The organism is Streptomyces sp. NPDC050509 (assembly GCF_044457965.1).
Taxonomy (GTDB): Bacteria; Actinomycetota; Actinomycetes; order Streptomycetales; family Streptomycetaceae; genus Streptomyces.
Genome location: NZ_JBITHL010000005.1, coordinates 227,174 through 250,094 on the forward strand (window position 1 = coordinate 227,174; position 22,921 = coordinate 250,094).

The 22,921-nt window shown below is 67.8% G+C and carries 22 protein-coding genes and 1 riboswitch; of the genes, 8 read left to right on the forward strand and 14 right to left on the reverse strand.

The annotated features are described in order from the left end of the window. Positions 1 to 104 precede the first annotated feature (104 nt). Positions 105 to 707, reverse strand: a complete 603-nt coding sequence (locus ACIBJC_RS16510) for a TetR/AcrR family transcriptional regulator (protein WP_399292608.1) — start codon at positions 705 to 707, stop codon at positions 105 to 107. Between the two features lie 292 nt (positions 708 to 999). Here ACIBJC_RS16510 and ACIBJC_RS16515 point away from each other — a divergent pair, with 292 nt between their 5' ends. Next, a complete protein-coding gene (locus ACIBJC_RS16515) occupies positions 1,000 to 1,854 on the forward strand; it encodes an alpha/beta hydrolase (protein ID WP_399292609.1) in 855 nt (284 codons plus the stop codon). Positions 1,855 to 1,943: 89 nt separating this feature from the next. Here the strand turns inward: ACIBJC_RS16515 and ACIBJC_RS16520 are convergent, their stop codons facing one another. Both ACIBJC_RS16520 and ACIBJC_RS16525 read right to left on the reverse strand, forming a co-directional pair. Then, the gene (locus tag ACIBJC_RS16520; RefSeq protein ID WP_399292610.1) at positions 1,944 to 2,219 is read right to left on the reverse strand and encodes a DUF397 domain-containing protein; all 276 of its coding nucleotides are present in this window, start codon (positions 2,217 to 2,219) and stop codon (positions 1,944 to 1,946) included. Further along, complete coding sequence (locus tag ACIBJC_RS16525; RefSeq protein ID WP_399292611.1) at positions 2,216 to 3,061, reverse strand: Scr1 family TA system antitoxin-like transcriptional regulator; 846 nt, start codon at positions 3,059 to 3,061, stop codon at positions 2,216 to 2,218. Before ACIBJC_RS16525 ends, ACIBJC_RS16520 begins: the two co-directional genes overlap by 4 nt. A gap of 177 nt (positions 3,062 to 3,238) precedes the next feature. On the opposite strand from ACIBJC_RS16525, the gene ACIBJC_RS16530 reads away from it, so the two are divergent. Beyond that, positions 3,239 to 3,766 carry an ATP-binding protein gene (locus ACIBJC_RS16530; protein ID WP_399292612.1) on the forward strand — a complete coding sequence of 176 codons (528 nt, stop codon included), beginning with the start codon at positions 3,239 to 3,241 and terminating at the stop codon, positions 3,764 to 3,766. A gap of 149 nt (positions 3,767 to 3,915) precedes the next feature. Here ACIBJC_RS16530 and ACIBJC_RS16535 read toward each other — a convergent pair whose 3' ends face one another. After that, a complete protein-coding gene (locus tag ACIBJC_RS16535; RefSeq protein WP_399292613.1) occupies positions 3,916 to 4,836 on the reverse strand; it encodes a D-alanyl-D-alanine carboxypeptidase family protein in 921 nt (306 codons plus the stop codon). A 220-nt stretch (positions 4,837 to 5,056) separates the two neighbouring features. Between ACIBJC_RS16535 and ACIBJC_RS16540 the strand changes: the two genes are divergently transcribed. Continuing rightward, positions 5,057 to 5,806, forward strand: a complete 750-nt coding sequence (locus tag ACIBJC_RS16540) for an SDR family oxidoreductase (RefSeq protein ID WP_399292614.1) — start codon at positions 5,057 to 5,059, stop codon at positions 5,804 to 5,806. A gap of 100 nt (positions 5,807 to 5,906) precedes the next feature. On the opposite strand, the gene ACIBJC_RS16545 is transcribed toward ACIBJC_RS16540, so the two are convergent. The 5 genes from ACIBJC_RS16545 to ACIBJC_RS16565 all read right to left on the reverse strand — a co-directional run bounded on the left by ACIBJC_RS16545 (position 5,907) and on the right by ACIBJC_RS16565 (position 13,162). Continuing rightward, on the reverse strand, positions 5,907 to 6,929 hold the full coding sequence (locus tag ACIBJC_RS16545) for a ribonucleotide-diphosphate reductase subunit beta (protein WP_399292615.1): 1,023 nt from the start codon (positions 6,927 to 6,929) through the stop codon (positions 5,907 to 5,909). Then, positions 6,929 to 9,355, reverse strand: coding sequence for a ribonucleoside-diphosphate reductase subunit alpha (locus ACIBJC_RS16550; protein WP_399292616.1), 2,427 nt, complete (start codon positions 9,353 to 9,355; stop codon positions 6,929 to 6,931). The genes ACIBJC_RS16545 and ACIBJC_RS16550 overlap by 1 nt, the downstream gene beginning before the upstream one ends. Positions 9,356 to 9,500: 145 nt before the next feature. Then, positions 9,501 to 9,643, reverse strand: a riboswitch (cobalamin riboswitch). A 104-nt stretch (positions 9,644 to 9,747) separates the two neighbouring features. Next, positions 9,748 to 9,966: a YbdD/YjiX family protein gene (locus ACIBJC_RS16555; RefSeq protein WP_399292617.1), complete on the reverse strand. Its 219-nt coding sequence runs from the start codon at positions 9,964 to 9,966 to the stop codon at positions 9,748 to 9,750. Continuing rightward, a complete protein-coding gene (locus ACIBJC_RS16560) occupies positions 9,963 to 12,182 on the reverse strand; it encodes a carbon starvation CstA family protein (RefSeq protein WP_399292618.1) in 2,220 nt (739 codons plus the stop codon). Before ACIBJC_RS16560 ends, ACIBJC_RS16555 begins: the two co-directional genes overlap by 4 nt. Before the next feature lie 215 nt (positions 12,183 to 12,397). Then, positions 12,398 to 13,162 (reverse strand): GntR family transcriptional regulator, encoded by a 765-nt coding sequence (locus ACIBJC_RS16565; RefSeq protein WP_329829689.1) that lies wholly within the window; start codon positions 13,160 to 13,162, stop codon positions 12,398 to 12,400. A gap of 239 nt (positions 13,163 to 13,401) precedes the next feature. Between ACIBJC_RS16565 and ACIBJC_RS16570 the strand changes: the two genes are divergently transcribed. From ACIBJC_RS16570 to ACIBJC_RS16585, 4 genes are all read left to right on the forward strand, one after another. Next, entirely contained in the window at positions 13,402 to 14,685 is a 1,284-nt protein-coding gene (locus ACIBJC_RS16570) for an extracellular solute-binding protein (RefSeq protein ID WP_399292619.1), read from the forward strand. Between the two features lie 137 nt (positions 14,686 to 14,822). Further along, positions 14,823 to 15,815: a carbohydrate ABC transporter permease gene (locus tag ACIBJC_RS16575; RefSeq protein WP_399292620.1), complete on the forward strand. Its 993-nt coding sequence runs from the start codon at positions 14,823 to 14,825 to the stop codon at positions 15,813 to 15,815. Positions 15,816 to 15,856: 41 nt separating this feature from the next. Further along, positions 15,857 to 16,726 (forward strand): carbohydrate ABC transporter permease, encoded by an 870-nt coding sequence (locus ACIBJC_RS16580; protein ID WP_399293181.1) that lies wholly within the window; start codon positions 15,857 to 15,859, stop codon positions 16,724 to 16,726. A gap of 7 nt (positions 16,727 to 16,733) precedes the next feature. Beyond that, positions 16,734 to 18,257 (forward strand): glycoside hydrolase family 3 protein, encoded by a 1,524-nt coding sequence (locus ACIBJC_RS16585; protein WP_399292621.1) that lies wholly within the window; start codon positions 16,734 to 16,736, stop codon positions 18,255 to 18,257. Between the two features lie 7 nt (positions 18,258 to 18,264). On the opposite strand, the gene ACIBJC_RS16590 is transcribed toward ACIBJC_RS16585, so the two are convergent. Next, positions 18,265 to 18,462 (reverse strand): hypothetical protein, encoded by a 198-nt coding sequence (locus ACIBJC_RS16590; protein ID WP_399292622.1) that lies wholly within the window; start codon positions 18,460 to 18,462, stop codon positions 18,265 to 18,267. Positions 18,463 to 18,612: 150 nt separating this feature from the next. Here ACIBJC_RS16590 and ACIBJC_RS16595 point away from each other — a divergent pair, with 150 nt between their 5' ends. Then, positions 18,613 to 19,335, forward strand: a complete 723-nt coding sequence (locus ACIBJC_RS16595) for a GntR family transcriptional regulator (protein WP_399292623.1) — start codon at positions 18,613 to 18,615, stop codon at positions 19,333 to 19,335. 162 nt (positions 19,336 to 19,497) lie between these two features. On the opposite strand, the gene ACIBJC_RS16600 is transcribed toward ACIBJC_RS16595, so the two are convergent. The 4 genes from ACIBJC_RS16600 to ACIBJC_RS16615 all read right to left on the reverse strand — a co-directional run bounded on the left by ACIBJC_RS16600 (position 19,498) and on the right by ACIBJC_RS16615 (position 22,661). Then, positions 19,498 to 19,962, reverse strand: a complete 465-nt coding sequence (locus tag ACIBJC_RS16600) for a DUF4304 domain-containing protein (RefSeq protein ID WP_399292624.1) — start codon at positions 19,960 to 19,962, stop codon at positions 19,498 to 19,500. Further along, positions 19,962 to 20,318, reverse strand: a complete 357-nt coding sequence (locus tag ACIBJC_RS16605; protein WP_399292625.1) for a hypothetical protein — start codon at positions 20,316 to 20,318, stop codon at positions 19,962 to 19,964. The genes ACIBJC_RS16600 and ACIBJC_RS16605 overlap by 1 nt, the downstream gene beginning before the upstream one ends. Before the next feature lie 1,150 nt (positions 20,319 to 21,468). After that, complete coding sequence (locus ACIBJC_RS16610) at positions 21,469 to 21,939, reverse strand: NUDIX domain-containing protein (RefSeq protein ID WP_399292626.1); 471 nt, start codon at positions 21,937 to 21,939, stop codon at positions 21,469 to 21,471. 2 nt (positions 21,940 to 21,941) lie between these two features. Further along, positions 21,942 to 22,661 carry an XRE family transcriptional regulator gene (locus ACIBJC_RS16615; protein WP_399293183.1) on the reverse strand — a complete coding sequence of 240 codons (720 nt, stop codon included), beginning with the start codon at positions 22,659 to 22,661 and terminating at the stop codon, positions 21,942 to 21,944. Positions 22,662 to 22,921 lie beyond the last annotated feature (260 nt).

A 22,921-nucleotide genomic window follows, 5' to 3' on the forward strand; every position in this document is an offset into this window, starting at 1 on the left:
CTGTGCCGAGGTCGGCGAGTGCGGGCCCTGGAACGCCGTGCGTGCGGTGCGTCAGGCTCCACTCGCCCCCGGTGCGGCGCCAAGCCCCAGGGGCCGGGGCCTGCTTAACGCTCCGGACGTGACCGTGGAACGGATCGGCCCTCTCGCATGCGCAGGATCAAGGTGACCGCGTCCTCCGGGCGGGTTCCAGGAGTCAGGACTTCCTGCAAGAGGAGGCCGCGCATCGCGGCAATGGTGACGGTGGCGACATCCCGCGCTTCCTTCGTGTCGAGACCTTCGCGTTCCGCGAGTGAGGACAGCATCACGGTCAGGTCGCCGATCGACTCTACGAACTCACGGAAGTCCTCGGGGCCGTACGCGGCCAGTCCGACGACGTAGAAGAAGCCGCGGACACGCGACAGATGCTCAGGCCGGGTGTAAGTACGCCAGATCGCCCCAACGAAATCGTCGAAGGTGCCCTGCTGGGCGGCCTCCAAAAGTGCCTCGTTGTCACGGGCCCGCTGCGCCTTGAGCATGGCGGCCAAGACGCCCGGGAGTGACCCGAAGTGGTATCGCAACAGGGCGTGGCTGGTCTCGATCCGGGCGGCGATCTCACGGAGTGACATCTCCGGCGGGGGAAGGGCCTCGCCGAAGGCGTCGAGAAGCCGTGCCAGGAGTCGCTCGCGCGCGCTGCCCTTGCGTTCCGAGGTTGACAGGATCACTCCCACAGTTTATCCATTGGAAAAGAAATTCGGCGGCCCCGTGTTGCTTCACACATGGTCGCAGTCAGCTCGCAACGGCGGAGGATCGGCTATGGGGCCTGCTCATGTGGTCGGCGCGGCGGTCATCGACGGGTCGGGGCGCGATCCCGGAAACGTCGACATCACTGTCGAGAGCGGCACCACCTCGACGAATCCACAGCGACCCTGATGGCGCGCTCGCCAGGTTGCCCTGGCTGTTCTCCGACCCCACCAACGCCGTCCTCGTCATCCAGGCCGGCCAAATTGTGAAGGACCTCAGATGAGCACCATGTGGCAGGGCTGCCTCGCCCACACCGACTACTTCGAGATGCGCTCCAGCGGTGGGCACGACTACGGCGTCTGGGTCACCACGCCACCGAACTACGACCCTGTCGCCGCGCAAGCGCCTGTCGTGTACGTGCTCGACGGCAACTGGACCGTGGGCATGACCGCCCCACTCATCATCACCCAACTGGACTTCATGCAGCCGATTCAGCCCTACGTCCAAGTCAGCGTGGGTTACGCGGGCGAGGACGCAGAGCACTGGGAGCGGTTGCGCAGCCGAGACCTCCTGCCCCCCGGCGAACCCCTCGCGAAGGAGTTCATCGATGCGGTGGAGACGGGGGTGCAGACGGGCGTGACGTCTCGCGAGCGAGCTGACGCCTACCTCGCTGAACTGAACGACACCCGCGGGGATGTGTTCCTGAACTTCCTTACCGCCGAACTACACCCGCGGATCGAACGCGAATACGGCACAGCCCCGAGCGGTCACGGTCTCTTCGGCTATTCCCACGGCGGACTCTTCGGTCTCTACGCCTGGCTCAACGGCGGCACGTTCTTCGACAGTATCGGTGCGGGCAGCCCCGGCATCATCAGTACGGACAGTCAGGTCTTCGCCCAGCTTCAAGCAATGGGTGACACCCTGCCTGCTACCAAGCTTCACGTGACCTTCAACGACCGAGAGATCCTCGGAGACCTGGCGGTCTACCAGAATCTCGCGAAGAACGCGGCCACGTTCCTTCACCGCCTCACCTCACGCAGCGGATCCGTCACCAGCGCGGTCATGCACGAAACGCACGTGACTGGGCTGCAGGCATCGTTCCTCAGCTACCTCAGGACCTGCCGTGCCCAGTAAGCCTGGACGCCGCGGCTCTGCCTGACCGGCGCGCGAAACTGATCCGGTCGGCCGTGGACGGTCTGGGTTGAGCGAGTGAGGGTCACATGTCAGGCGGTGGCGTCCGGCCGGGTGCTGGTGAAGGCGACGAACGCGGACCATGGCTCGGCGGCGACGCGGAGTATGGGGCCGGGGGCGGCCTTCGAGTCGCGGATATGGACGGCGGTGGGAGCGAGGGCGACTTCTACGCAGTCTCCGCCGCCGGGCCCGCTGTAGCTGCTTTTGAACCAGGCGACTTCCACGCAGTCCCCACCATCCGAGCCGCTGTGGCTGCTCTTGAACCACGCCAGGTGGGAAGGCCGGTTCGTGGAGTCGTTGGTGTTCATAGCTCTCCTGCCATGCGCTCGATCAGGCGTGCAGACTCCTCTACGTTCAGCGCCTGCGTACGCAGCTTGCCATAGCGCAGTCCGAAGGTGCTGACTGTTGCGGCGCCGGTCACGACCAACCCCACGTCCTGGGATTCGATGTACCCGACCTGGCGATGTTCCAGGGTCTCCAACAGCACCATAGGGCCGCTGAGTCCCGGGTGGAAGCTACGTTCCAACGGCATAACTTGGATCTCGACGTTGCGCGCTGCGCCCTGCTTCAGAAGGTGTTGAAGCTGCTCCTTCTTCACCATTGCGCTGCCCGCCATGTTGGTCAATGCCAGTTCACCGATGATGAAACACGTCTCCACCATGGGCGTGCGTGTGAGCAACCTCTGGCGGCTGAGCCTGGCCTCGACGTTCTGCTCGATCACCTCGTCGCTGAGCGGAGGGCAGTGTGCTGTGAAGAGCGCCCGCGCGTACTCCTCTGTCTGGAGCAATCCGGGGATCATCAACGGATCGCATGAGAATCGGCTCACTGCCTCCAACTCGATCTTCGCGAAGTTCTGGAAGAACAATGGCAACTTGGCCAGGTCCACGAGCTCCTGAAGCACCGCCAGCGTTCCGGCCGCCTTCAGTACCGTCTCCGCCGCATCTGTGAACGCCGACTTCGCCGGTCGCCGACCCTGTTCGATCGAGGCGACCTGCTCGTACGAGTAGCCCACCGCGTCGGCGAGTTCCTGCTGGGTCAGGCCCACCCGGTCGCGGTGGAGCCGGACCATTTTTCCGTAGCCGACCCAGATGCCCGGGCGGTCGTCGTCCTGGGTCCGTTGCTTCTTCTGGCTCTTACGGCTGGTTCCCATATGCCTCACACTCCATCGTGCGTGCCGATGCGTGAATGACCTTCCTTGCGCAACGCGCCGCGCCCCGGCCCCGTCACGGGCCGCGACCCGTACAGAACCCGGGGGCGGTCCGTACCAGCGCGTCAGGTACGGACGTCTGCCCTGGTCACGCTATACGGGTGACGGGACGGTTACCGTATGAAGTCGGAAATTCCCCCCGCCGCCGTCTCCACAGGACTGGCCACGCCGCCCGAACTCGGCGCCCCGCCGGCCTTCTCGCCGCTCTTTCCGCTCTCCCGGATCAGGCTCAGTTCCAGCCATCGTGGTGCACGGCTGGCCCGGTTGCTCTGTGCTCAGCAGCTCGACGCATGGGACATTCCGCGTACCGTTCCCGCCTCCGGCGCGGTCTCCGCCGTCGTCGCCGAGCTGGCCGCCAACGCCGTGACCCACGGCCGTCCCCCTGGACGGGACTTCGAGGTGCGGCTCGGGCTCGGTGCCGACCGGGTGCGGGTCGAAGTGATCGACACCCGGCCCGACCGGCTGCCCCGGGCGCCCGGGGCCTTCCCGTCGCCCGCCGCGGACTCGACCGGTGGGCGGGGGCTGTTGCTGGTCGCCGCGTATGCCGACCGGTGGGGGTGGGGCGTACGGGATCCGTACACCAAGACCGTCTGGGCGGAGGTGGGGTATCGCGCGGCCGAGTATTTCTTCCTCCCCGAGGGGGAATGAGCCGTTGGCCTTCGTGGCACAGACGTTGAGGCGGAGCACGGTTTCCGTGCCCTTGGCGTGACGGCGTGGTCGGCGTTTTCGCCCCGTCACGGGAACGGCCCGCCGGAAGTACCGGCGGGCCGTCCTGTGCGAGCGGGTGCGGAGCGTGATCAGTCGCGCTGCGCGTTCGCCGGGAGCTTGCGGAGCTTCATGTTCTCCGCGGTGTCCGAGCCGAACCCGTAGTCCAGGATCTTCGCCGCGTCGCCGTACCGGTCGGTGCTGTTCAGGACCGTGCCGACGAGGGTCTTGTCGCCCCGGGTGGCCGCGAAGACCAGGCATTCGCCCGCCGGGGTCGTCGTACCGGTCTTGATGCCGATGACGCCGTCGTACGAACCGAGCAACTGGTTGGTGTTGTTCCAGGTGTAGTAGCGCGTACGGCCGTTGGCGGCCGGGGCCTCAGCCTTGTACTGCTTGGTCGCGACGGCCGTACGGAAGGTGTCGTTCGTCATCGCGTGCTGGGCCAGCTTCGCCAGCTCGGTGGGGGTGCTGGAGTCGGTGCCCACGCCGTCGAAGGAGTCGAACTCGGTCTTCGGCAGGTAGAGCTCGTCGGCCTTCGCGTTCATCTGCGAGACGAAGGACTCGGCCCGCTCCTCGGTGGTGGCGCCGGTGCCGAAGGTGTCGGCGAGGGCGTAGCCGGCGTCGGCCCCGGAGGGGAGCAGCGACGCGTAGAGAAGCTGACGGACGGTGAGCTTGTCGCCGGTCTGGAGATCGGCGGTGCTGGTGCTGTGCTCGGTGACGTAGTCGCGGTACTCCTGCTTGACGGGCACCTGGCGGTCCAGGTCGACGCCCTTGTCGAGCACCACGTACGCGGTCATGATCTTCGCCGTACTGGCCATGGGGCGGACGGTGTCCGCGTCCTTGCCGTAGAGCGTCTCGCCGCTGTCGCCGTCCAACAGGGCGGCGCCCTTGGCGGAGACCGTGGGTTCGGGCTGCGCGGCGGCGGCGGTCTGGGCGACCAGTGGGGAGAGCGCGAGCAGCGCGCCACCGGCGACGGCGGCGGCCCTGCGCTTGGTCAGTATCTTGGCAGTCAAGAGGAAATGCTCCGTCTCTGCATTGCTTGTGGTGGAACTGTCGTGCTGAAGGGGCCCGTGGGGTGTGAGTGGCCCCTACACGGAAAACGTGCTGACCGGGTCGGTTGGTTGCGTTCAACCTTGTAAAGATCCTGGGGAACCTGTTCGAGGGCCGGTCATCGGGACGATTCCGGTGAACCGCCGAACCAGGGTGACCCCGCTCGGTCAGTATGGGCAGATCATGGATACTCACATCAGTCCCACGCAGCGGCTGGCCCTGGTCACCGGCGCCAACAAGGGCATCGGGTTCGCGGTCGCCGAAGGGCTCCTCGGGATGGGGATGACGGTCTACCTCGGTGCCCGCGACACGTACCGCGGGACCTCGGCCGTCTCCACCCTGGCCGCGCGTGGATACGACGCGCGATTCGTCCAGCTCGACGTCACCGACCAGGCGTCGGTCGACGCGGCGGCCCAGACGATCGCCCGCGAGGCCGGCGAGCTCGACATCCTGGTCAACAACGCCGGGGTGCTCGCCACGCCCATCCACGCGCCGAGCCGGACCTCGGTCGACGAGGTGCGCGCCACCTACGAGATCAACGTGTTCGGCGTCGTGGCCGTGACCAACGCGATGCTGCCGCTGCTCCGCCGGTCCCAGGCCGCGCGCATCGTGAACCTCACGAGCAACCTCGGCTCGGTGTCCCTCGCCGCGTCGAACCGGGCCTTTCCGCAGTTGCTGGCCTACAACTCCTCGAAGGCCGCGCTGAACGCCCTCACCGTCACGTACGCCAACGAGCTGCGCGCCGAGCGGATTCTCGTCAACGCCGTCTCACCCGGATCCGTGGCGACCGACCAGAACGGGCACGCGGGCGCGCTGACCGCCGCGGAGGGGGCCCTGCTCCCCATCAGGATGGCCACCCTGCCGGCCGGCGGCCCGACGGGAACGGCCGTCACCGCGGACGAGGACCTGAGCCAGCATCCGCTGCCCTGGTGAACGCACCGGGGCCGGGGCCGGGGAAGGCCCGGGGCGGGGGAATCCCTCTGCTCCGGCCCCCAGCCCCTGCCCCGGCCCCGAACTCACCCCGGCCGTACGACTAGAAGTCGTCGTCGAAGCCGACCGTGCCCTCCACCGCCACCTGGTAGGCCGACGGGCGGCGCTCGAAGAAGTTCGTCAGCTCCTGGACGCCCTGGAGCTCCATGAACGCGAACGGGTTCTGCGATCCGTACACCGGCGGGAAGCCGAGGCGCTGGAGCCGCTGATCCGCGACGCACTCCAGGTACGCGCGCATCGACTCCGTGTTCATGCCCGGCAGTCCGTCGCCGCACAGGTCGCGGCCGAACTGCAGCTCCGCCTCCACCGCTTCCTTCAGCATGTCCGTGACCTGCTGCCGGAGCGCGTCGTCGAACAGCTCCGGCTCCTCCTTGCGGACCGTGTCCACGACCTCGAAGGCGAAGTTCATGTGCATGGTCTCGTCACGGAAGACCCAGTTCGTGCCGGTGGCCAGGCCGTGCAGCAGGCCGCGCGAGCGGAACCAGTAGACGTACGCGAACGCCCCGTAGAAGAACAGGCCCTCGATGCACGCCGCGAAGCAGATCAGATTCAGCAGGAAGCGGCGCCGGTCCGCCTGCGAGTCCAGGCGGTCGATCTTCTCCACCGAGTCCATCCAGCGGAAGCAGAACTGCGCCTTCTCGCGGATCGACGGGATCTCCTCGACCGCGTCGAAGGCCGCCGCGCGGTCCTCCGGGTCCGGGAGGTACGTGTCCAGCAGGGTCAGATAGAACTGGACGTGCACGGCCTCCTCGAAGAGCTGGCGCGAGAGATAGAGCCGCGCCTCCGGGGAGTTGATGTGCTTGTAGAGCGTGAGCACCAGGTTGTTCGAGACGATCGAGTCGCCCGTCGCGAAGAACGCGACCAGCCGGCCGATCATGTGCTGCTCGCCGGGGGACAGCTTGGCGAGGTCGGCGACGTCGGAGTGGAGGTCGACCTCCTCCACCGTCCAGGTGTTCTTGATCGCGTCGCGGTAGCGCTCGTAGAAGTCCGGGTAGCGCATGGGGCGGAGCGTCAGCTCGAAGCCCGGGTCCAGGAGGTTCTTCCGCGCTGATTCGGTGGACGTCATTACTGGCAGGCCTCGCAGGACTCGGGGTTTTCCAGGGAGCAGGCGATCGCCTCGTCGGTCGGGGTCGCCTGTACGGGGATGGGGGTGGGGGCGGCTGCGGGGGCCGGCGCCGACTGCCCGCCGGCCGCCCGCGCGATCCGGGTCGCCGGGCGGGACCGCAGGTAGTACGTCGTCTTCAGCCCCTTCTTCCAGGCGTACGCGTACATCGAGCTGAGCTTCCCGATGGTCGGCGTCTCCAGGAACAGGTTCAGGGACTGGCTCTGGTCCAGGAACGGTGTACGCGCCGCCGCCATGTCGATCAGTCCGCGCTGCGGGATCTCCCAGGCCGTACGGAACAGCTCCCGTACCTCCGCCGGGATCCAGGTGAAGCCCGCCACCGAGCCGCTCGACTCGCGCAGCGCCTCGCGCGTCTGCGCGTCCCAGACGCCGAGCCGCTTCAACTCGTCCACCAGGTAGGAGTTGACCTGGAGGAACTCCCCTGAGAGCGTCTCGCGTTTGAACAGGTTCGAAACCTGCGGCTCGATGCACTCGTACACACCCGCGATCGACGCGATGGTCGCCGTCGGCGCGATGGCGAGGAGGAGCGAGTTGCGCATGCCGGTCTTCGCCACCCGGGCGCGCAGCGCCGCCCAGCGCTCCGGCCAGTTCAGCTCCACGTCGTAGTGGTCGGGGTGGAGCACCCCGCGCGCGGCCCGCGTCTTCGACCAGGCGGGGAGCGGGCCGTCGCGCTCGGCGAGGGCGCAGGACGCCTCGTACGCCGCGAGCATGATCCGCTCGGCGATCCGGGTGGAGAGCGCGGCGGCCTCGGGGGAGTCGAAGGGCAGCCGCTTCTTGAAGAAGACGTCCTGGAGGCCCATCGCGCCCAGGCCCACCGGGCGCCACTTGGCGTTGGAGCGGCCCGCCTGCTCGGTCGGGTAGAAGTTGATGTCCACGACCCGGTCGAGGAAGGTCACGGCCGTGACGACGGTCTCGTCCAGCCGCTCCCAGTCGATCTCGCCGGTGGCCGCGTCCACGAACGCGCCCAGGTTGACCGAGCCGAGGTTGCAGACGGCCGTCTCGCCGTCGTCCGTGACCTCCAGGATCTCCGTGCAGAGGTTGGAGGAGTGGACGGTGTGGCCGGGCTCGGCGGTCTGGTTCGCCGTACGGTTCGACGCGTCCTTGAAGGTCATCCAGCCGTTGCCGGTCTGCGCGAGGGTGCGCATCATCCGGCCGTACAGCTCACGGGCCTTGATGGTCCTGCGGGCGAGACCGTCGGCCTCCGCCTTGCGGTACGCGGTGTCGAACGCGTCGCCCCACAGGTCGACCAGCTCCGGCACGTCCACCGGCGAGAACAGCGACCACACGCCGTCCGACTCGACCCGCCGCATGAACTCGTCGGGGATCCAGTGCGCGAGGTTGAGGTTGTGCGTACGGCGCGCGTCCTCGCCCGTGTTGTCCCGCAGTTCGAGGAACTCCTCCAGGTCGGCGTGCCAGGTCTCCAGGTAGACGCAGGCGGCGCCCTTGCGCCGGCCGCCCTGGTTGACGGCCGCGACGGAGGAGTCGAGGGTCCGCAGGAACGGGACGATGCCGTTGGAGTGGCCGTTTGTCCCCCGGATCAGTGAACCGCGCGAACGGATACGGGAGTACGAGAGCCCGATCCCGCCCGCGTGCTTCGAGAGCCGCGCCACCTGGTGGTAGCGGTCGTAGATCGAGTCCAGCTCGTCCAGCGGCGAGTCCAGCAGGTAGCAGGACGACATCTGCGGGTGGCGGGTGCCGGAGTTGAAGAGCGTGGGGGAGGAGGGGAGGTAGTCCAGCCGGCTCATCAGCCGGTAGAGCGCGGCGACCTCTTCCAGCGCGTGCGCGCTCTCGTCCTCGGCGAGACCGGCGGCGACCCGCAGCATGAAGTACTGGGGCGTCTCGATCACCTGACGGGTGAGCGGATGCCGGAGCAGGTAGCGGCTGTAGAGCGTACGCAGCCCGAAGTAGCCGAAGCGGTCGTCGGCGTCCTGGTCGATCAGCGCGTCGAGCCGGTCTGCGTGGCGCGTCACGAAGGCGGCCGTACGGTCCGCGATCAGGCCCTCGCGCTGCCCGACGGCGATGGACGCGGAGAACGACACGGCGCCCTGGGACGCCGCCTCGTCGGCGATCGTACGGGTGAGCAGCCGGGCGGCGAGACGGGAGTAGACCGGGTCCTCGGAGATCTGTCCGGCCGCCGCCTCCGTGGCCAGCTCGCGCAGCTCGGCCTCGTCCGAACGGGCGTTGCGGCCACGCAGTGCGGCGGCGGCGATCCTGCCCGGGTCGGCGTCGGGCAGATCGGCGGTCAGCTCGGTCAGGGTCCGCAGCAGCGCGGTGCCGGGGGCGTCGGCCTGCCCGGCGGCGGGCGCCGCCCCGTGCTCGGACTCTGCCTCCGAGACAACTGAAACCGGATCCGCTGGCGCGATGGTCACGTGGTGCTCTCCCTCGCTCGGCTCTGGGCCACGAGGAGGCACGGGTCCGCGCGCACGGACGTACCCATGCCCTTGCGGGGAGGCACACCGCGCCGCGTCCACCGGCCCAACCGCGAGGCCCGGACGTCTGGGCGTCCGGTTCGGTCGAGCCGGACGCACTGCCGGCAGGTGTTCGGACTGGAGGGCACGACAAAGCGCGCCACAGTACACCGTTGCGGGACAGTTCCGGATTCACACCGGATTCCCCTGCGTCGACAGCGAGGTCGAGCATACATCTGGGGGGCGCGCGGTGCGCCACCCCCCAGATGTTGTGTCGTGCGTCGCCGCGGTACGAGTTCAGCGGCGGGCTCGGCGAGCGCTCGGTAAGGGCTCGGCGAGCGTTCGGCCGGCGCTCAGCAGCAGCGGAACCCCTCGCGCGGGTCGGCCTCACGGGCGTCCGTGCGGCTGCGTTCGAAGGCGCGGCGGGTCATGACCTGGCCGGCCGGGTCACCGGCGGTGGCGTGGGCCACGTAGCGCTCGTACGCCGACTCGCCGGTGAACTCCCGCACGTACCAGCGGACCCGCCGGGCCACGTGCCGTACCCGCTCCGCCCGGCTCCGGGGCCAGGTCATGCCGGGCCCGTCCCCGCCGGGACGCTCTCCCGCGCCGTGGCCTCGGCGGCGGCCAGCTCCGCCTTCTCCTCCTTGGTGGGGATCATGCCGGCCGGGGCGACGATCCTGGACTCGGTGTACGGGGTCTCCACCAGCCGGACCGACTCCGGATCGCGGATCGCCTTGAAGCAGACCCGTCCCGCGTCCGCGATGACCACGAGGATGAGGACCGCGAAGAGGGCCGAGAGCACCCCGTCCACCGTGGAGTTGGTGACGACGGTGTGCATGTCGTCCATGGTCTTGGCCGGGGCCAGCACCTCGCCCCGGTCGATGGCCGACTGGTACACGTCGCGCTGGGTGAAGAATCCCACCCTCGGGTCGCCCGAGAAGATCTTCTGCCAGCTCGCGGTGAGGGTGACGGCCGCGTCCCAGGCGAGCGGTACGGCTGTCACCCAGGCCCACTTCAGGCGGCCGGACTTGACCAGGAGCGTGGTGCAGACGGCGAGCGCCACGGCCGCCAGGAGCTGGTTGGCGATGCCGAAGAGCGGGAAGAGCTGGTTGATGCCGCCCAGCGGGTCATGGACGCCGACCCAGAGGAAGTAGCCCCAGCCGCCGACCACGACCGCGCTGGCGAACCAGACGCCCGGCTTCCAGCTCACCTGGCGCATCGGCTTGTACACGTTGCCGAGCATGTCCTGGAGCATGAAGCGCCCGACGCGGGTCCCCGCGTCGACCGTGGTGAGGATGAACAGCGCCTCGAACATGATCGCGAAGTGGTACCAGAACGCCTTCATGGCGGTGCCGCCGACGACGGACGAGAAGATCTCCGCCATGCCGAGGGCGAAGGTCGGCGCGCCGCCGGTACGCGACAGCAGGCTGGTCTCCTCGACGTCCTTCGCCGCCTGGGCGAGTTGGTCGGGCGAGATGGTGAAGCCGAGGTTGGCGACCGCCTGCGACGCGGAGTCGACCGTACCGCCGATGACACCGGCCGGGGAGTTGACCGCGAAGTACAGGCCCGGGTCGATGATGCAGGCGGCGATCAGCGCCATGATCGCGACGAACGACTCGGTCAGCATCGCGCCGTAACCGATCATCCGGATCTGCGTCTCCTTCTGGACCATCTTCGGCGTCGTGCCCGAGGAGATCAGGGAGTGGAAGCCCGAGAGCGCGCCGCACGCGATGGTGATGAAGACGAACGGGAACATGGACCCGGCGAAGACCGGGCCGTCACCGCGGCTCGCGAACTCGGTGACGGCGTCCATCTTCAGCGTCGGGAGCGCGATGGCCACGCCCAGCGCCAGCAGCACGATCGTGCCGACCTTCATGAAGGTCGACAGGTAGTCGCGCGGCGCCAGCAGCATCCACACCGGGAGTACGGAGGCGAGGAAGCCGTACGCGATCATCCAGATGACCAGGGTGCCGGCTTCCAGCGTGAAGGTGTCGGCGAGCGAGGACTCGGCGACCCAGCCGCCCGCCACGATGGCGAGCAGCAGCAGCGCCACCCCGATGAGCGAGACCTCGGTGACCCGCCCGGGGCGCAGCACCCGCAGGTACACGCCCATGAAGAGGGCGATCGGGATGGTCATCGCGATGGAGAAGACGCCCCACGGCGAGTGCGCCAGCGCGTTGACGATGACCAGTGCCAGCACGGCCAGCAGGATGATCATGATCATGAAGACGGCTATCAGCGCGGCGGCGCCGCCGAAGGGGCCGATCTCGTCCCGGGCGATCTGGCCGAGGGAACGGCCGTCACGGCGGGTGGAGAAGAACAGCGTCACCATGTCCTGGACGGCGCCGGCGAAGATGACGCCCGCGACGATCCAGATGGTGCCGGGCAGATACCCCATCTGCGCGGCGAGTACGGGGCCGACCAGGGGCCCGGCGCCCGCGATGGCCGCGAAGTGGTGGCCGAAGAGCACGCGCCGGTCGGTGGGGTGGAAGTCGACCCCGTTGTCGAGCCGTTCGGCCGGGGTGGCCCGGGTCTTGTCGACCTTGAGGACCCGGTTCGCGATGAAGCGCGAGTAGAAGCGGTAGGCGATCGCGTACGAACCGAGGGCGGCGGCCAGCATCCAGGCGGCCGAGACCTCCTCGCCCCGGGAGAGGGCGAGCACCGCCCAGCCCGCGGCGCCCACCAGGGCGACCAGTGCCCAGACGAGGATGGATCTCGGGGTGAGACCACCTATGGTTTTCGGCCGGTCGTCCGTCGACGGCGCGTCGGTCGGTGCGGGCTCTGGCATGGCGAGTCGTCCCCTCACTGGTCACCTGCTTAATGCGCAGGAAATCTAGGGGACCATCCCGGGACACGCCACCACCAGCCCATATCCCGGTACGTTACGTGCCCACGCCCGGTGGGTTTATGCGGGCGTGGCGGGATTTCGGTGCGGGTTTTGGTGCGGGGTCCGGTGGGGGGTCCGCTTCCAGGTTTCGTTCACGGATGCGTTCCGGTTCTCGTTCACGGGCGCGGGCGTTGGAGGCGCGCCACGAACTTGTAGCGGTCGCCGCGGTAGACCGACCGTACCCACTCCACCGGTTCTCCGGCCGCGTCCAGCGAGTGGCGCGACAGCATCAGCATCGGCAGGCCCACGTCCGTACCGAGCAGCCCGGCCTCGCGCGGGTTGGCGAGGGACGTCTCGATCGTCTCCTCGGCCTCGGCGAGATGGACGTCGTACACCTCCGCCAACGCCGTGTAGAGGGACGTGTACTTGACGAGCGAGCGGCGCAGTGCGGGGAAGCGCTTCGCCGAGAGGTGCGTGGTCTCGATGGCCATCGGCTCGCCGCTCGCCAGCCGCAGCCGCTCGATCCGCAGTACGCGCCCGCCGGCGGTGATGTCGAGGAGTCCCGCGAGGGTGTCGTCGGCCGTGACGTAGCCGATGTCGAGGAGTTGCGAGGTCGGTTCGAGGCCCTGGGCGCGCATGTCCTCGGTGTACGAGGTGAGTTGGAGGGCCTGGGAGACCTTGGGCTTGGCGACGAAGGTGCCCTTGCCCTGGATGCGTTCGAGCCGGCCCTCGACGACCAGTTCCTGGAGCGCCTGGCGCACGGTCGTACGCGAGGTGTCGAACTCGGCGGCCAGGGTGCGCTCCGGGGGTACGGGTGTCCCGGGCGGCAGCGTCTCCGTCATGTCGAGCAAGTGCCGCTTCAAGCGGTAGTACTTGGGTACGCGGGCCGTACGGGTGGCAGGTCCGCCCTCGGTCTCCGTACCGACCCCGTCCGTGGCCATGGCCTGCCTTCCCGACTCCTGCGCTGCTGCCGTCACCGGCTCCTCCGTCTGTCGCGGCTCACATGGTGGCACGGTCCTGCCACGAGGCGTCGCCCTCGCTCAGGTGTCGGTCCGATAACGGACACGACTGCCCTTCTTATACACCCTTGACACCCCTAAAGGTCTAGGCCAAGCTCCCCCCTACTGGTCTAAACCATTAATGGGACCAGGGGGGTTGCAGTGTCCCTGAGGAGGGTGGCGTGAAGCGCAAGCTCATCGCGGCGGTCGGCGTCGCAGGCATGGTGATCGGCCTCGCGGCCTGTGGTTCCGACGACCCGAAGGGCGGGGCGGCCGGGGGAGATTCCGCGAAGGAACTCACCGTCTGGCTGACGGTGGACGCCCAGAACAACTGGCCGGAGCTGGTCAAGGCCGCGGACGACGCCGTGGTCAAGAAGCACCCGGGCATCAAGATCAAGCACGAGTACTACGGCTGGCCCGACAAGAACACCAAGCTCGACGCCGTGCTCGCCACCGACAAGGCCCCCGACGTCGTCGAGATGGGCAACACGGAGATGCTCGGCTACACGGTGAAGGGCGCCTTCGCCGAGCTCGACCCCGCGAAGTTCGACAACGCGGACACCTGGCTCGACGGCCTCAAGTCGTCGGTGACGTACAACGGCAAGACCTACGGCGTGCCGTACTACGCCGGGGGCCGCGTCGCCAACTGGCGCAAGGACGTCGCCAAGGAGGCCGGGGTCACCGCCGTACCGAAGACGTACGCCGAACTGACCGCCGGACTCGACAAGATCCAGGCGAAGAAGGGCGACAAGTTCAGCGCCTGGTACCAGCCCTCCCGCGACTGGTACGCGGCCATGTCCTTCGTGTACGACGCCGGCGGCTCCATCGCCGAGGACAGCGGCGGCACGTTCAAGGCGAACCTTTCCTCGCCCGAGTCCCTCAAGGGGCTGACGGAGTACAAGAAGGTCCTCGACGCGTACATGCACGCGGACAAGACCAAGGACGAGTCCGACCGCTACATCGTGTACGGCCAGGGCCAGTCCGGCATGATCTTCGGCGCCGCCTGGGAGGGCGCGACGGCCGAGGACCCGAAGAGCGACAAGACCGGCAAGCTCAAGGGCAACCTGGAGAACTTCGTGATGCCGGGTCCTTCCGGCGCCAACATGCCCGTCTTCCTGGGCGGTTCCGACCTGGCCGTACCGGTCAAGTCGAAGGCGCAGGCCACCGCCGCCGAGTGGATCAACGCCTTCACCGGCGCCCAGGGCCAGAAGGGCCTGATGGGCAAGGGCAACCTGCCGAACAACAAGACCGACCTCGCGACGCTGAAGAGCGACCCGGCGACCGCGGTCCCGGCGACGGCGGCCGAGTCGAGCTGGTTCGTGCCGATGGCGCCGGGCTGGGGCCAGGTCGAGAAGGCCCAGGTGCTCCAGAAGATGCTGCAGTCCATCGCCACCGGGAAGCAGCCGGTGGAGGAGGCCGCGAAGGAGGCGGACGCCGCCATCGACGAGGTCATCAACACCAAGTGACCTGAGGGCGGGGCTCCTGTCCGGCACGATCTGCCGCTGTCCGGCACGATCTGCCGGACGGGAGGCCCGCCCGGCCCGCTGAGGAGCGCGCGATGAGTGCCAGTGCCAGTGCCCCTACGAGTACCGGTGGCAGTGCCATGGAGATGACGACGACCCCGACGACCGCCGGTGATCCTCCGGTACGGCGCGATCCGCCGGGGAGCGCCGGGCCCGCGAAGAGACCGGGCAAGGGCCGGGGCGCAGGCGGAGGCTCCGTACCCTGGCTGCTCCTCGCGCCCTGCCTGGGCGTCCTCGCGCTGGTGCTCGGCTACCCGCTGACGCGGCTGGTCACCCTCTCCTTCCAGAAGTTCGGGCAGCCCCAGCTCTGGGGGTTCCAGGCCCCGGAGTCCGCGGGCCTCGACAACTTCACCGCGATCCTCGGCGACGGGGAGTTCTGGGCGGTCGTCCTCCGTACGATCGTCTTCGCGGCCGGAGCCGTCATCCTCACCATGGTGCTCGGCATGCTCATCGCCCTGCTCCAGCAGCGCGTATCCGGCTGGGTGAAGGCCCTGATCAACATCGCCCTGGTGGCGAGCTGGGGAATGCCGATCCTGGTCGCCGTCACCATCTTCAAGTGGATGTTCGACACCGATTACGGCGTCCTCAACTGGGTGCTGTCCCGGATCCCCGGCGTCGACCTCATCGGCCACAACTGGTTCGCGAGCGGCCCGCAGGGCCTCGCCGTGATCATGCTGCTGGTGGTCTGGGGCGCCGTACCGTTCGTCGCCATCACCCTCACCGCCGGGCTCACCCAGGTACCCGCGGAGCTGGAGGAGGCCGCGCGGCTCGACGGCGCGGGCGCCTGGGGCGTCTTCCGCCATGTCACCGTACCGATCCTCAAGCCCGTCATCGTGATGCTCGCGACGCTCTCGGTGATCTGGGACATGGGCGTCTTCCCACAGGTGTTCGTGATGCGCAACGGCCACCCCGAGGCGGAGTTCCAGCTCCTCACCACCTACTCGTACGACAAGGCGTTCGTCGTCAACGACTACTCCCAGGGGTCGGCGATCGCGCTGCTCACGGTCCTGCTCCTGCTGGGTGTGATCGCGGTCTACATGCGCCAGATGCTCAAGATCGGAGAGGTGGAGTGAGCGCTTCGACCCCCGCCGCTACGGCCCCCGCGACGTCGAAGGTGCCCGGGGCGAGAACCCCCCGGCAGACGGCCCCCGGCAAGAGCAAGGTCAAGGGCAAGAGCAAGGCCGGCTGGAACGTGCTCGGCGTGCTCGTCTTCGTCGTCCTCGGCTTCCCCGTCTACTGGATGCTGAACACGGCGTTCAAACCGGCCGGCGACGCCATCGACCCCGACCCGCACTTCTTCCCCCGTACGTTCACCCTGGACAACTTCCGCCGGGCGCTGGACATCGCCGACTTCTGGGGGCCGGTCGGGCGCTCCCTGCTCGTCTCGTCCGTCGTGGTCGTCATCGGCGTCGCGGTCGGGCTGCTCGCCGCGCTCGCCATCTCCCGGTTCGCGTTCCGGGGCCGCAAGGTCGTGATCGTCGGGATCCTCGCCGTACAGATGGTCCCGCTGGTCGCCATGATCATCCCGGTCTTCCTGCTGCTGAACGACCTCGGCCAGTACGACAAGCTCTCCGGCCTGGTCATCACGTACCTCACCTTCATCCTCCCCTTCACGGTGTGGACCCTGCGCGGCTTCATCGTCAACATCCCGAAGGAACTGGAGGAGGCGGCGATGGTCGACGGATGCAGCCGCACCGGCGCCTTCGTCCGGGTGGTCTTCCCGCTGCTCGCGCCCGGCATGGTCGCCACCTCGGTGTACGGCTTCATCCAGGCCTGGAACGAGTACCTGTACGCGCTCATGCTGATGAGCCAGCAGAACCAGACCGCGACCGTCTGGCTCTCCAATTTCTCCACCAAACACGGAACCGAGTTCGCCCCGATGATGGCGGGCTCCACGATGATGGCCGTGCCCATCGTGATTCTGTTCCTGCTCGTCCAGCGCAAGATGGCGGCGGGTCTGACAGCCGGCGCAGTGAAGGGTTAGAACGACGATGACCACAACCATGTCCCGTGCGGACACCCTCACCCGCGACGCCCTCGCCGTCCTCCAGCCGGGCTTCGCCGGCACGACGGCGCCCGACTGGCTGCTGCGGGCGATCGGCGGCGGCCTCACCTCGGTCGGGCTGTTCGGCCGTAACATCGCCACCCCCGAACAGCTCGCGGCGCTCACGCGACGGCTGCGGGAGGAGCGGGACGACGTCCTCGTCGCGATCGACGAGGAGGGCGGCGACGTCACCCGCCTCGAAGTGCGGCAGGGCTCGTCCTTCCCCGGCAACCACGCGCTCGGCGCCGTCGACGACACAGGCCTCACCCGCGACGTCGCCCACGAACTGGGCCTGCGGCTCGCCGCGTGCGGGGTCAACCTCAACTGGGCGCCCTCCGCCGACGTCAACTCCAACCCGGACAATCCGGTCATCGGGGTACGGTCCTTCGGCGCCGACCCGGAACTGGTGGCCCGGCACACCGCCGCGTACGTCGAAGGGCTCCAGTCCGCCGGGGTCGCCGCCTGCGTCAAACACTTCCCGGGCCACGGCGACACGGCCGTCGACTCGCACCACGCGCTGCCCCGCATCGACGTGGACCTCGACACCCTGCACGCCCGCGAACTGCTGCCTTTCCGCGCGGCCGTCGCGGCGGGTTCCCAATCGGTCATGAGCGCGCATATCCTGCTCCCCGCGCTCGACCTCGAACGCCCGGCGACCTTGAGCCCGCGGATCCTGACCGGACTGCTGCGCCAGGAACTGGGCTTCCAGGGCCCGATCATCACCGACGGCATAGAGATGCGGGCCATCGCCGAGGTGTACGGGATCGAGCGCGGCTCCGTCCTCGCGATCGCGGCGGGCGCCGACGCCATCTGCGTCGGCGGCGGCCTGACGGACGAGGGCACCGTACTGCGACTGCGGGACGCCTTGGTGGCCGCGGTACACGGCGGTGAACTGCCCGAGGAGCGACTGGCCGACGCGGCCGCGCGGGTGCGCGGACTCGCCGACTGGACCCGTCGGGCCAGGACGGCTTCGGCGCCGGGCGCGGCCACACAGGAGGGGACCGCGCCCGGAGCGGAGCACCCCGCGATCGGTCTGGTGGCGGCGCGCCGGGCCCTGCGCGTCACGGGCACAGCCGCCCCGCTCACCCGGGCCCCGTACGTCGCGACCCTCACCCCGGTGGCGAACATCGCGGTCGGCGAGGAAACCCCCTGGGGCCCGGCAACCGAACTGGCCCGCCTCCTCCCGGGCACGGAGACGGCCACGTACGGAGACGCGCCGGCCCCCGACGCCCTGGCGGCCCGCATTCTCACAGCGGCGGGCGACCGCACCCTGGTCGCAGTGGTCCGCGACGCCCACCGCCACCCCTGGATGTCGGCCACCCTGGACGCCCTGCTCACGGCACGCCCGGACATGGTGGTGGTCGAAATGGGCCTCAACGAAGCCCCGCCGAGGGGAGCCCTCCACATCGCCACCCACGGCGCGGCCCGCGTCTGCGCCGAGGCGGCGGCGGAGGTCATCGCGGGGCGCTGATGAGGGCTTACCGGTGGCCCTCCGGGTGCCGTCTCAGGTAGACGTTGCAGTCGGTGACACTGGTCATGTCGCCGACTGCCCGGGCCCGCTCACGGACGTTGGCCAGCTCGGCACAGCCTGCGCAGCCTTGTACGGGCGTCGGCTCCAGCCCCAAGCGCAGGGGCAGTTCGACCGGCGGGGTTGAGTACCGGGTCGGCTCAGTCACGGGACACCTCTCGAACATCACATGGCCAACCTCTTGACAGGTCGGTGCTCTAGTTCAGTATTCGAGTGGCCGAAGCACTCCCGCTACGGTTCGTAGTGCACTAGTGTGCTCTTCCTGACGGCACGTCAACTCAGCGGAGGGGCACCACATATGCCTACCCCCAAGACGTTCACGAAGATCGCGGATCACTTCCGGGAGCGCATCCTGGCGGGGGAGCTCGAACCGGGTGCGAAGCTGCCGACGAACCGGGAGATCGCCGGGCAGTGGCAGGCCGCCGCCGCCACCGTCTCCAGGGCCCTGCAAGCTCTCCAGGTCGAGAACTACATCCGCACCACGCCAAGAGGGACGTTCGTCGTCGATGACCCGAGGTGGACCTTGTCCGCGCAGGACCGGCTGGCCAGGGTCCAGCGGGTGAAGTCGTTCCTCGCGGAGGGCGAGACGAGCCGGGTCACGGCCGCCGAGTTGATCGCCCCGCCGCTGTATGTGGCGGAGATCTTCGACCTGGACACCGGGGACCAGGTGGTCCGACGCGAGTGGCTGGCCGGCCGGGGCAAGACGAGGACGGTGTTCGCGGTCACCTGGTACCCGGCCCCGTTCGCCGCCCTGGTCCCGGACCTGTTGAACACTGCCCCGGGCCGCAACCACGGCCTGTCCGCCCGTGTCCTCGAAGCCACCGGGCGCACGATCACCCACGCCCGCGACGACATGCACGCCCGCCCCGCCGACGCCCGCGAGTCCAGCGCGCTGGGGCTCCCGGTCGGCTCGCCGATCCTGGCCGGGGCTCACCGCTGGTCGGATGCGGAGGGGATCATCGAATACGGGGAGTGGTGCCTGCCGCCCCGGTTCACGATCGGCTACGAGTACCAGCCCTGACACACGCACGGCAACGGTGGCGAACACGCTCATGTTCGCCACCGTTGCCGTCAGCTACCGCCGTCACACAGTCTGCAACGCCCGATCGCTCAAGGTCAAAGTCGCTGTCGCGATGACCTGAAGAAACTGAATGACATGACCGGGGGCACGGCATGCGTTGCCCTACTCCGAATCGAGCAACACATCCTTGATCTCACGGTGAACGAACACCTGCCCAGAAACGCCGGACTGAAGTAGGGACTTCAAATCCTCCAGAGTTTCAATCGGGTCGACCGCCAGAGCCGCAGGGGCTGCAATCCTTTCGACCAGCGACACTCGGAATTCACTCTCCTTGCCGCCCTCCGCCGCATCTCCGGAGAGCAGCTTAAGTCCGTCGTCAGAAATTGAGGCAAGGCTATCCACTCTAAATCTGACCAGGCATTGGGATTCGGGCAGCCAACCCGCCTTCGCCTTCTCGGCCGGCGCAAACCCGACATTCACATAGCACGACTTGTCCCAACCGGATTCCTGTAGGCCAACTACGCAGTAGAGCTCTCCGGAAACCCTGTACCAGTTCGCCGACTTTTTGCGAAACCCGAGCGGCTTGAAGACTTCATTGAAAGCCTCCAGGAAAACCGAATTGGCCATCAGTTGAACCTCTTGTAAGTGTCGAGATGGCCAGTCCAGCTCTGGCCGGTCATCTCCTCCAGTTCGTCAACGTAATTCTGCAACTGCCGCCGACCTGTCGCCTGGCTGCTCGGCGCATCCGACTTCAACTCACGCACTACTCGATTCTCCCAGTCAACCGCATCGGGCCTGAGCCCGCTCGGGAGCCGGACCTCGAAGTTATACCCAGCCCCCAGGGCATTCTTGTAGTTCAAGTGCGTCTGGCGACCTCGGGCAGCGTCCGCGTTCTCCCCAGAAGTGAATTGACCCTTCTCGTTACGGGCAACCGTGCATCCGTTGCTGTTGTGGACGAGTACCGGTGTCGCCCCCGCCAGCACATAGTACGTGTGCTGCGTACCCTCCTTTCTGCCTGAACTTTGGCAGGGTGGAAGGAGTGCCCCCGCCTGTCGATGTGCGTGGGAGTGCCGTGTTGTGCGCCCCCTTGCCCTCGGCGCTGCCGTCGGACGGGCTGGGGGCCAGCCAACTCCCGGCCGCCACTTTCCTCAAAACCTCGTGAGGTCCTGCCGTACGCCTACGGCAGGACCTCACAGGTGTCGTCTGAAGTCGCGAATTCGTTTCACCTCGCGCAGGCACGCGCCATCACGGAGCCTGGGAAGAAATACCCTCCAGGATGACCTGTACCTTCGACGGAAATTGAGGATCATCTACCATTACTGAACAGAGTACTGCCCCGCGGCTCCCTCTGAATTTCATTCGAACGTGGTCATTCGGGTCATGGATGGATAGCCATCCGGACGGGCAAGGGAGTTCGTCTTCGAGGAGCTTCGCGGGCAGCACGGCAGGTGGAGTGGATTTCCACACATCGCATTCAACTGGCCCGTCAACACTAGCCCGGACGCCGAAGATTATTGAACTCCCCTCTCTATGCCAATTGCTTGATGCTGGATCCCAGTTCGTGATGTCGCTATCGCTGCCTGCATCTTGCAGGATCAGGCATCCGTGTTCAATTTTCACCCGAAATGAAGCGACTGGACTGGCTACCATGATTTTTTGCTCCTTCCTTGCGAAAGTTGTGACACGACGCCCCCTCGTGTCCTGGCGCAAATCAGACAGTGTGGATATGCCGTCTGAGGAGACCCGGGAGGCAAGAGGCTAGTTGGAGGCTGGTGATCCGGAATCCAGTCTCCAGACGCAGTGCCTGGAGTTTTGGTAGTGCAGGTATGGCAACCGTGCGCGTTGCCATATTCATTGATCAGCTCCCGAACTCCAGGTGCTTCGATGTCGCCGTCGACCAGGGCCACTCCTTCCTTGGCGTGAGGACCAGCACCCAGAGTCAAGTCGCACTTCTGCCCTGGCGTTGCATTGTGAACGAGGACCGGAGTCCGCCCCGCCAGCACATAGTACGTGTGCTACGCGGACCCCTATACCTGCTTTCTCGCAGGTCAAGCACAGTTTGCTGGTCCGGTGAAGTGCGTGGGTGTCCGTGGTTGTGCGGGGTTGTTGCCGTCGCTACTGCCGTCAGACGGTTCAGCCCAGGTACGGCTTCTCGCCCTGCTCCAGGAAGTGCTGGAGCCTGAGTCGTTGGGTGTGGTGCATCGGCAGTTGTTCGATCTCTTCCGGCGGTACGAACCGGAGTTCGGTGGACTCGTCGGAGATTGCCAGTTGGCCGCCGGTGATGCGGGCGGTGAAGCAGACGTTGAACTGGCGGCGGACCTCGCCGTCGGTGTAGGCGATGATGTGTTTGGGGTCGGTGTAGGTGCCGACCAGGCCGGTGATCTCGATGTCGAGGCCGGTCTCCTCTTTGACCTCGCGGACGGCTGTGCCTGGCAGGGAGTCGGTGAGGTCCATGCCGCCTCCGGGCAGGGCCCATAGGTCGTTGTCGCGGCGGCGCTGGAGGAGGATGCGCCCGTGGTCGTCGGTGACGACGGCGGAGGCGGCGACGACCATGCTGTTCGGCTTGGGCGCGCTGGGGTCGTCGTAGTACTCGGTGCGGGCCACGGTCAGCCTTCCTCTCGTACGGGGGTTGCCGTCGCCCACACGGCGTTGAAGCTGTCGGCGTAGGTGTCGAACATGCCGCCTGTCTCGTGTCGGCGAAGATGCCATACGGGGGCGGCGTAGGCGTTGACGCCCCAGACGTGGGCGTTGACGAGTTGCTGGTCGTCTGCGCGGTAGAGGGAGTTGTAGAGCGTGGTTTCGTGGGTGCGGACTTCGATGCCGGGGGTGCCGGTAAGTGGCCTGTAGTGCATGAGCGCGAGGCGGCAGCGGGATTCGATGCCGTGGCCGTACCGCTCTTCCTGGCCGCGGGCTGGGACGTTGTCGCTGTCGGAGTCCCCGATCGCGATGCGGACGGTGCAGCCTTCGGCGGCACGTTCGGCGAGGAGTTCGTTCAGCCGCGGGTACGCCTCGTGGAGGAAGACGGCCGCGTAGACGAGGATGTCGATCCGTTCCCGGGCCTGGGTTAAGAGGTCGGTGAACGTCGAAACGGGGAGGTCGGCCCGCTGCTGGTAGAGCGCCACCAGCTCAGGGCTGACGGCGCGGGCGGGGCGGGCCTGGCGGAGCGCCGGCCAGAGTGCGTGCACGTCTTCTCCCAGGGCCTTGGCCGCCTGGAGGGCGGTGGCACGACGTGGGATACGCCCGAGGTTCACCCAGCGCTCGACCGACTTGGGGTCGACCTCGACCTGCTGAGCGAGTGCGGCGTACGTCCAGCCTCCCGCCGCCATGACGGCTCGTAGTCTCTCGTTCGGCACGAGTCTCCCTCTTCGTCTCAGGACGGCACCAGGGACGTTCTACATGGTGCAGGACGTCCCGGAGTGGGGTTTGGTGGAGGTTCCTTCGTCCCGGTGACCGGCGTGAGGATCGGTGCCGACCCCGCGGCATCAACAGGCCCAGGGGCCCGCATCAACGCCGCCGAGGAGCGTCAACGTGCGAATGAGCGCCACCCCATGTGTTCCCGCCCTGCGACTGGACGCCCGGTCGCGCG

Excerpts from the sequence above, each read along its gene's own strand:
- ACIBJC_RS16565 (WP_329829689.1), bottom strand. The coding sequence starts at position 13,162 with ATGGCCACGGACGGGGTCGGTACGGAGACCGAGGGCGGACCTGCCACC.
- ACIBJC_RS16585 (WP_399292621.1), top strand. The coding sequence starts at position 16,734 with ATGACCACAACCATGTCCCGTGCGGACACCCTCACCCGCGACGCCCTC.
- ACIBJC_RS16595 (WP_399292623.1), top strand. The coding sequence starts at position 18,613 with ATGCCTACCCCCAAGACGTTCACGAAGATCGCGGATCACTTCCGGGAG.
- ACIBJC_RS16520 (WP_399292610.1), bottom strand. The coding sequence starts at position 2,219 with ATGAACACCAACGACTCCACGAACCGGCCTTCCCACCTGGCGTGGTTC.
- ACIBJC_RS16525 (WP_399292611.1), bottom strand. The coding sequence starts at position 3,061 with ATGGGAACCAGCCGTAAGAGCCAGAAGAAGCAACGGACCCAGGACGAC.
- ACIBJC_RS16530 (WP_399292612.1), top strand. The coding sequence starts at position 3,239 with ATGAAGTCGGAAATTCCCCCCGCCGCCGTCTCCACAGGACTGGCCACG.
- ACIBJC_RS16615 (WP_399293183.1), bottom strand. The coding sequence starts at position 22,661 with ATGGCGGCGGGAGGCTGGACGTACGCCGCACTCGCTCAGCAGGTCGAG.
- ACIBJC_RS16560 (WP_399292618.1), bottom strand. The coding sequence starts at position 12,182 with ATGCCAGAGCCCGCACCGACCGACGCGCCGTCGACGGACGACCGGCCG.
- ACIBJC_RS16600 (WP_399292624.1), bottom strand. The coding sequence starts at position 19,962 with ATGGCCAATTCGGTTTTCCTGGAGGCTTTCAATGAAGTCTTCAAGCCG.
- ACIBJC_RS16575 (WP_399292620.1), top strand. The coding sequence starts at position 14,823 with ATGGAGATGACGACGACCCCGACGACCGCCGGTGATCCTCCGGTACGG.
- ACIBJC_RS16555 (WP_399292617.1), bottom strand. The coding sequence starts at position 9,966 with ATGACCTGGCCCCGGAGCCGGGCGGAGCGGGTACGGCACGTGGCCCGG.
- ACIBJC_RS16545 (WP_399292615.1), bottom strand. The coding sequence starts at position 6,929 with ATGACGTCCACCGAATCAGCGCGGAAGAACCTCCTGGACCCGGGCTTC.
- ACIBJC_RS16515 (WP_399292609.1), top strand. The coding sequence starts at position 1,000 with ATGAGCACCATGTGGCAGGGCTGCCTCGCCCACACCGACTACTTCGAG.
- ACIBJC_RS16540 (WP_399292614.1), top strand. The coding sequence starts at position 5,057 with ATGGATACTCACATCAGTCCCACGCAGCGGCTGGCCCTGGTCACCGGC.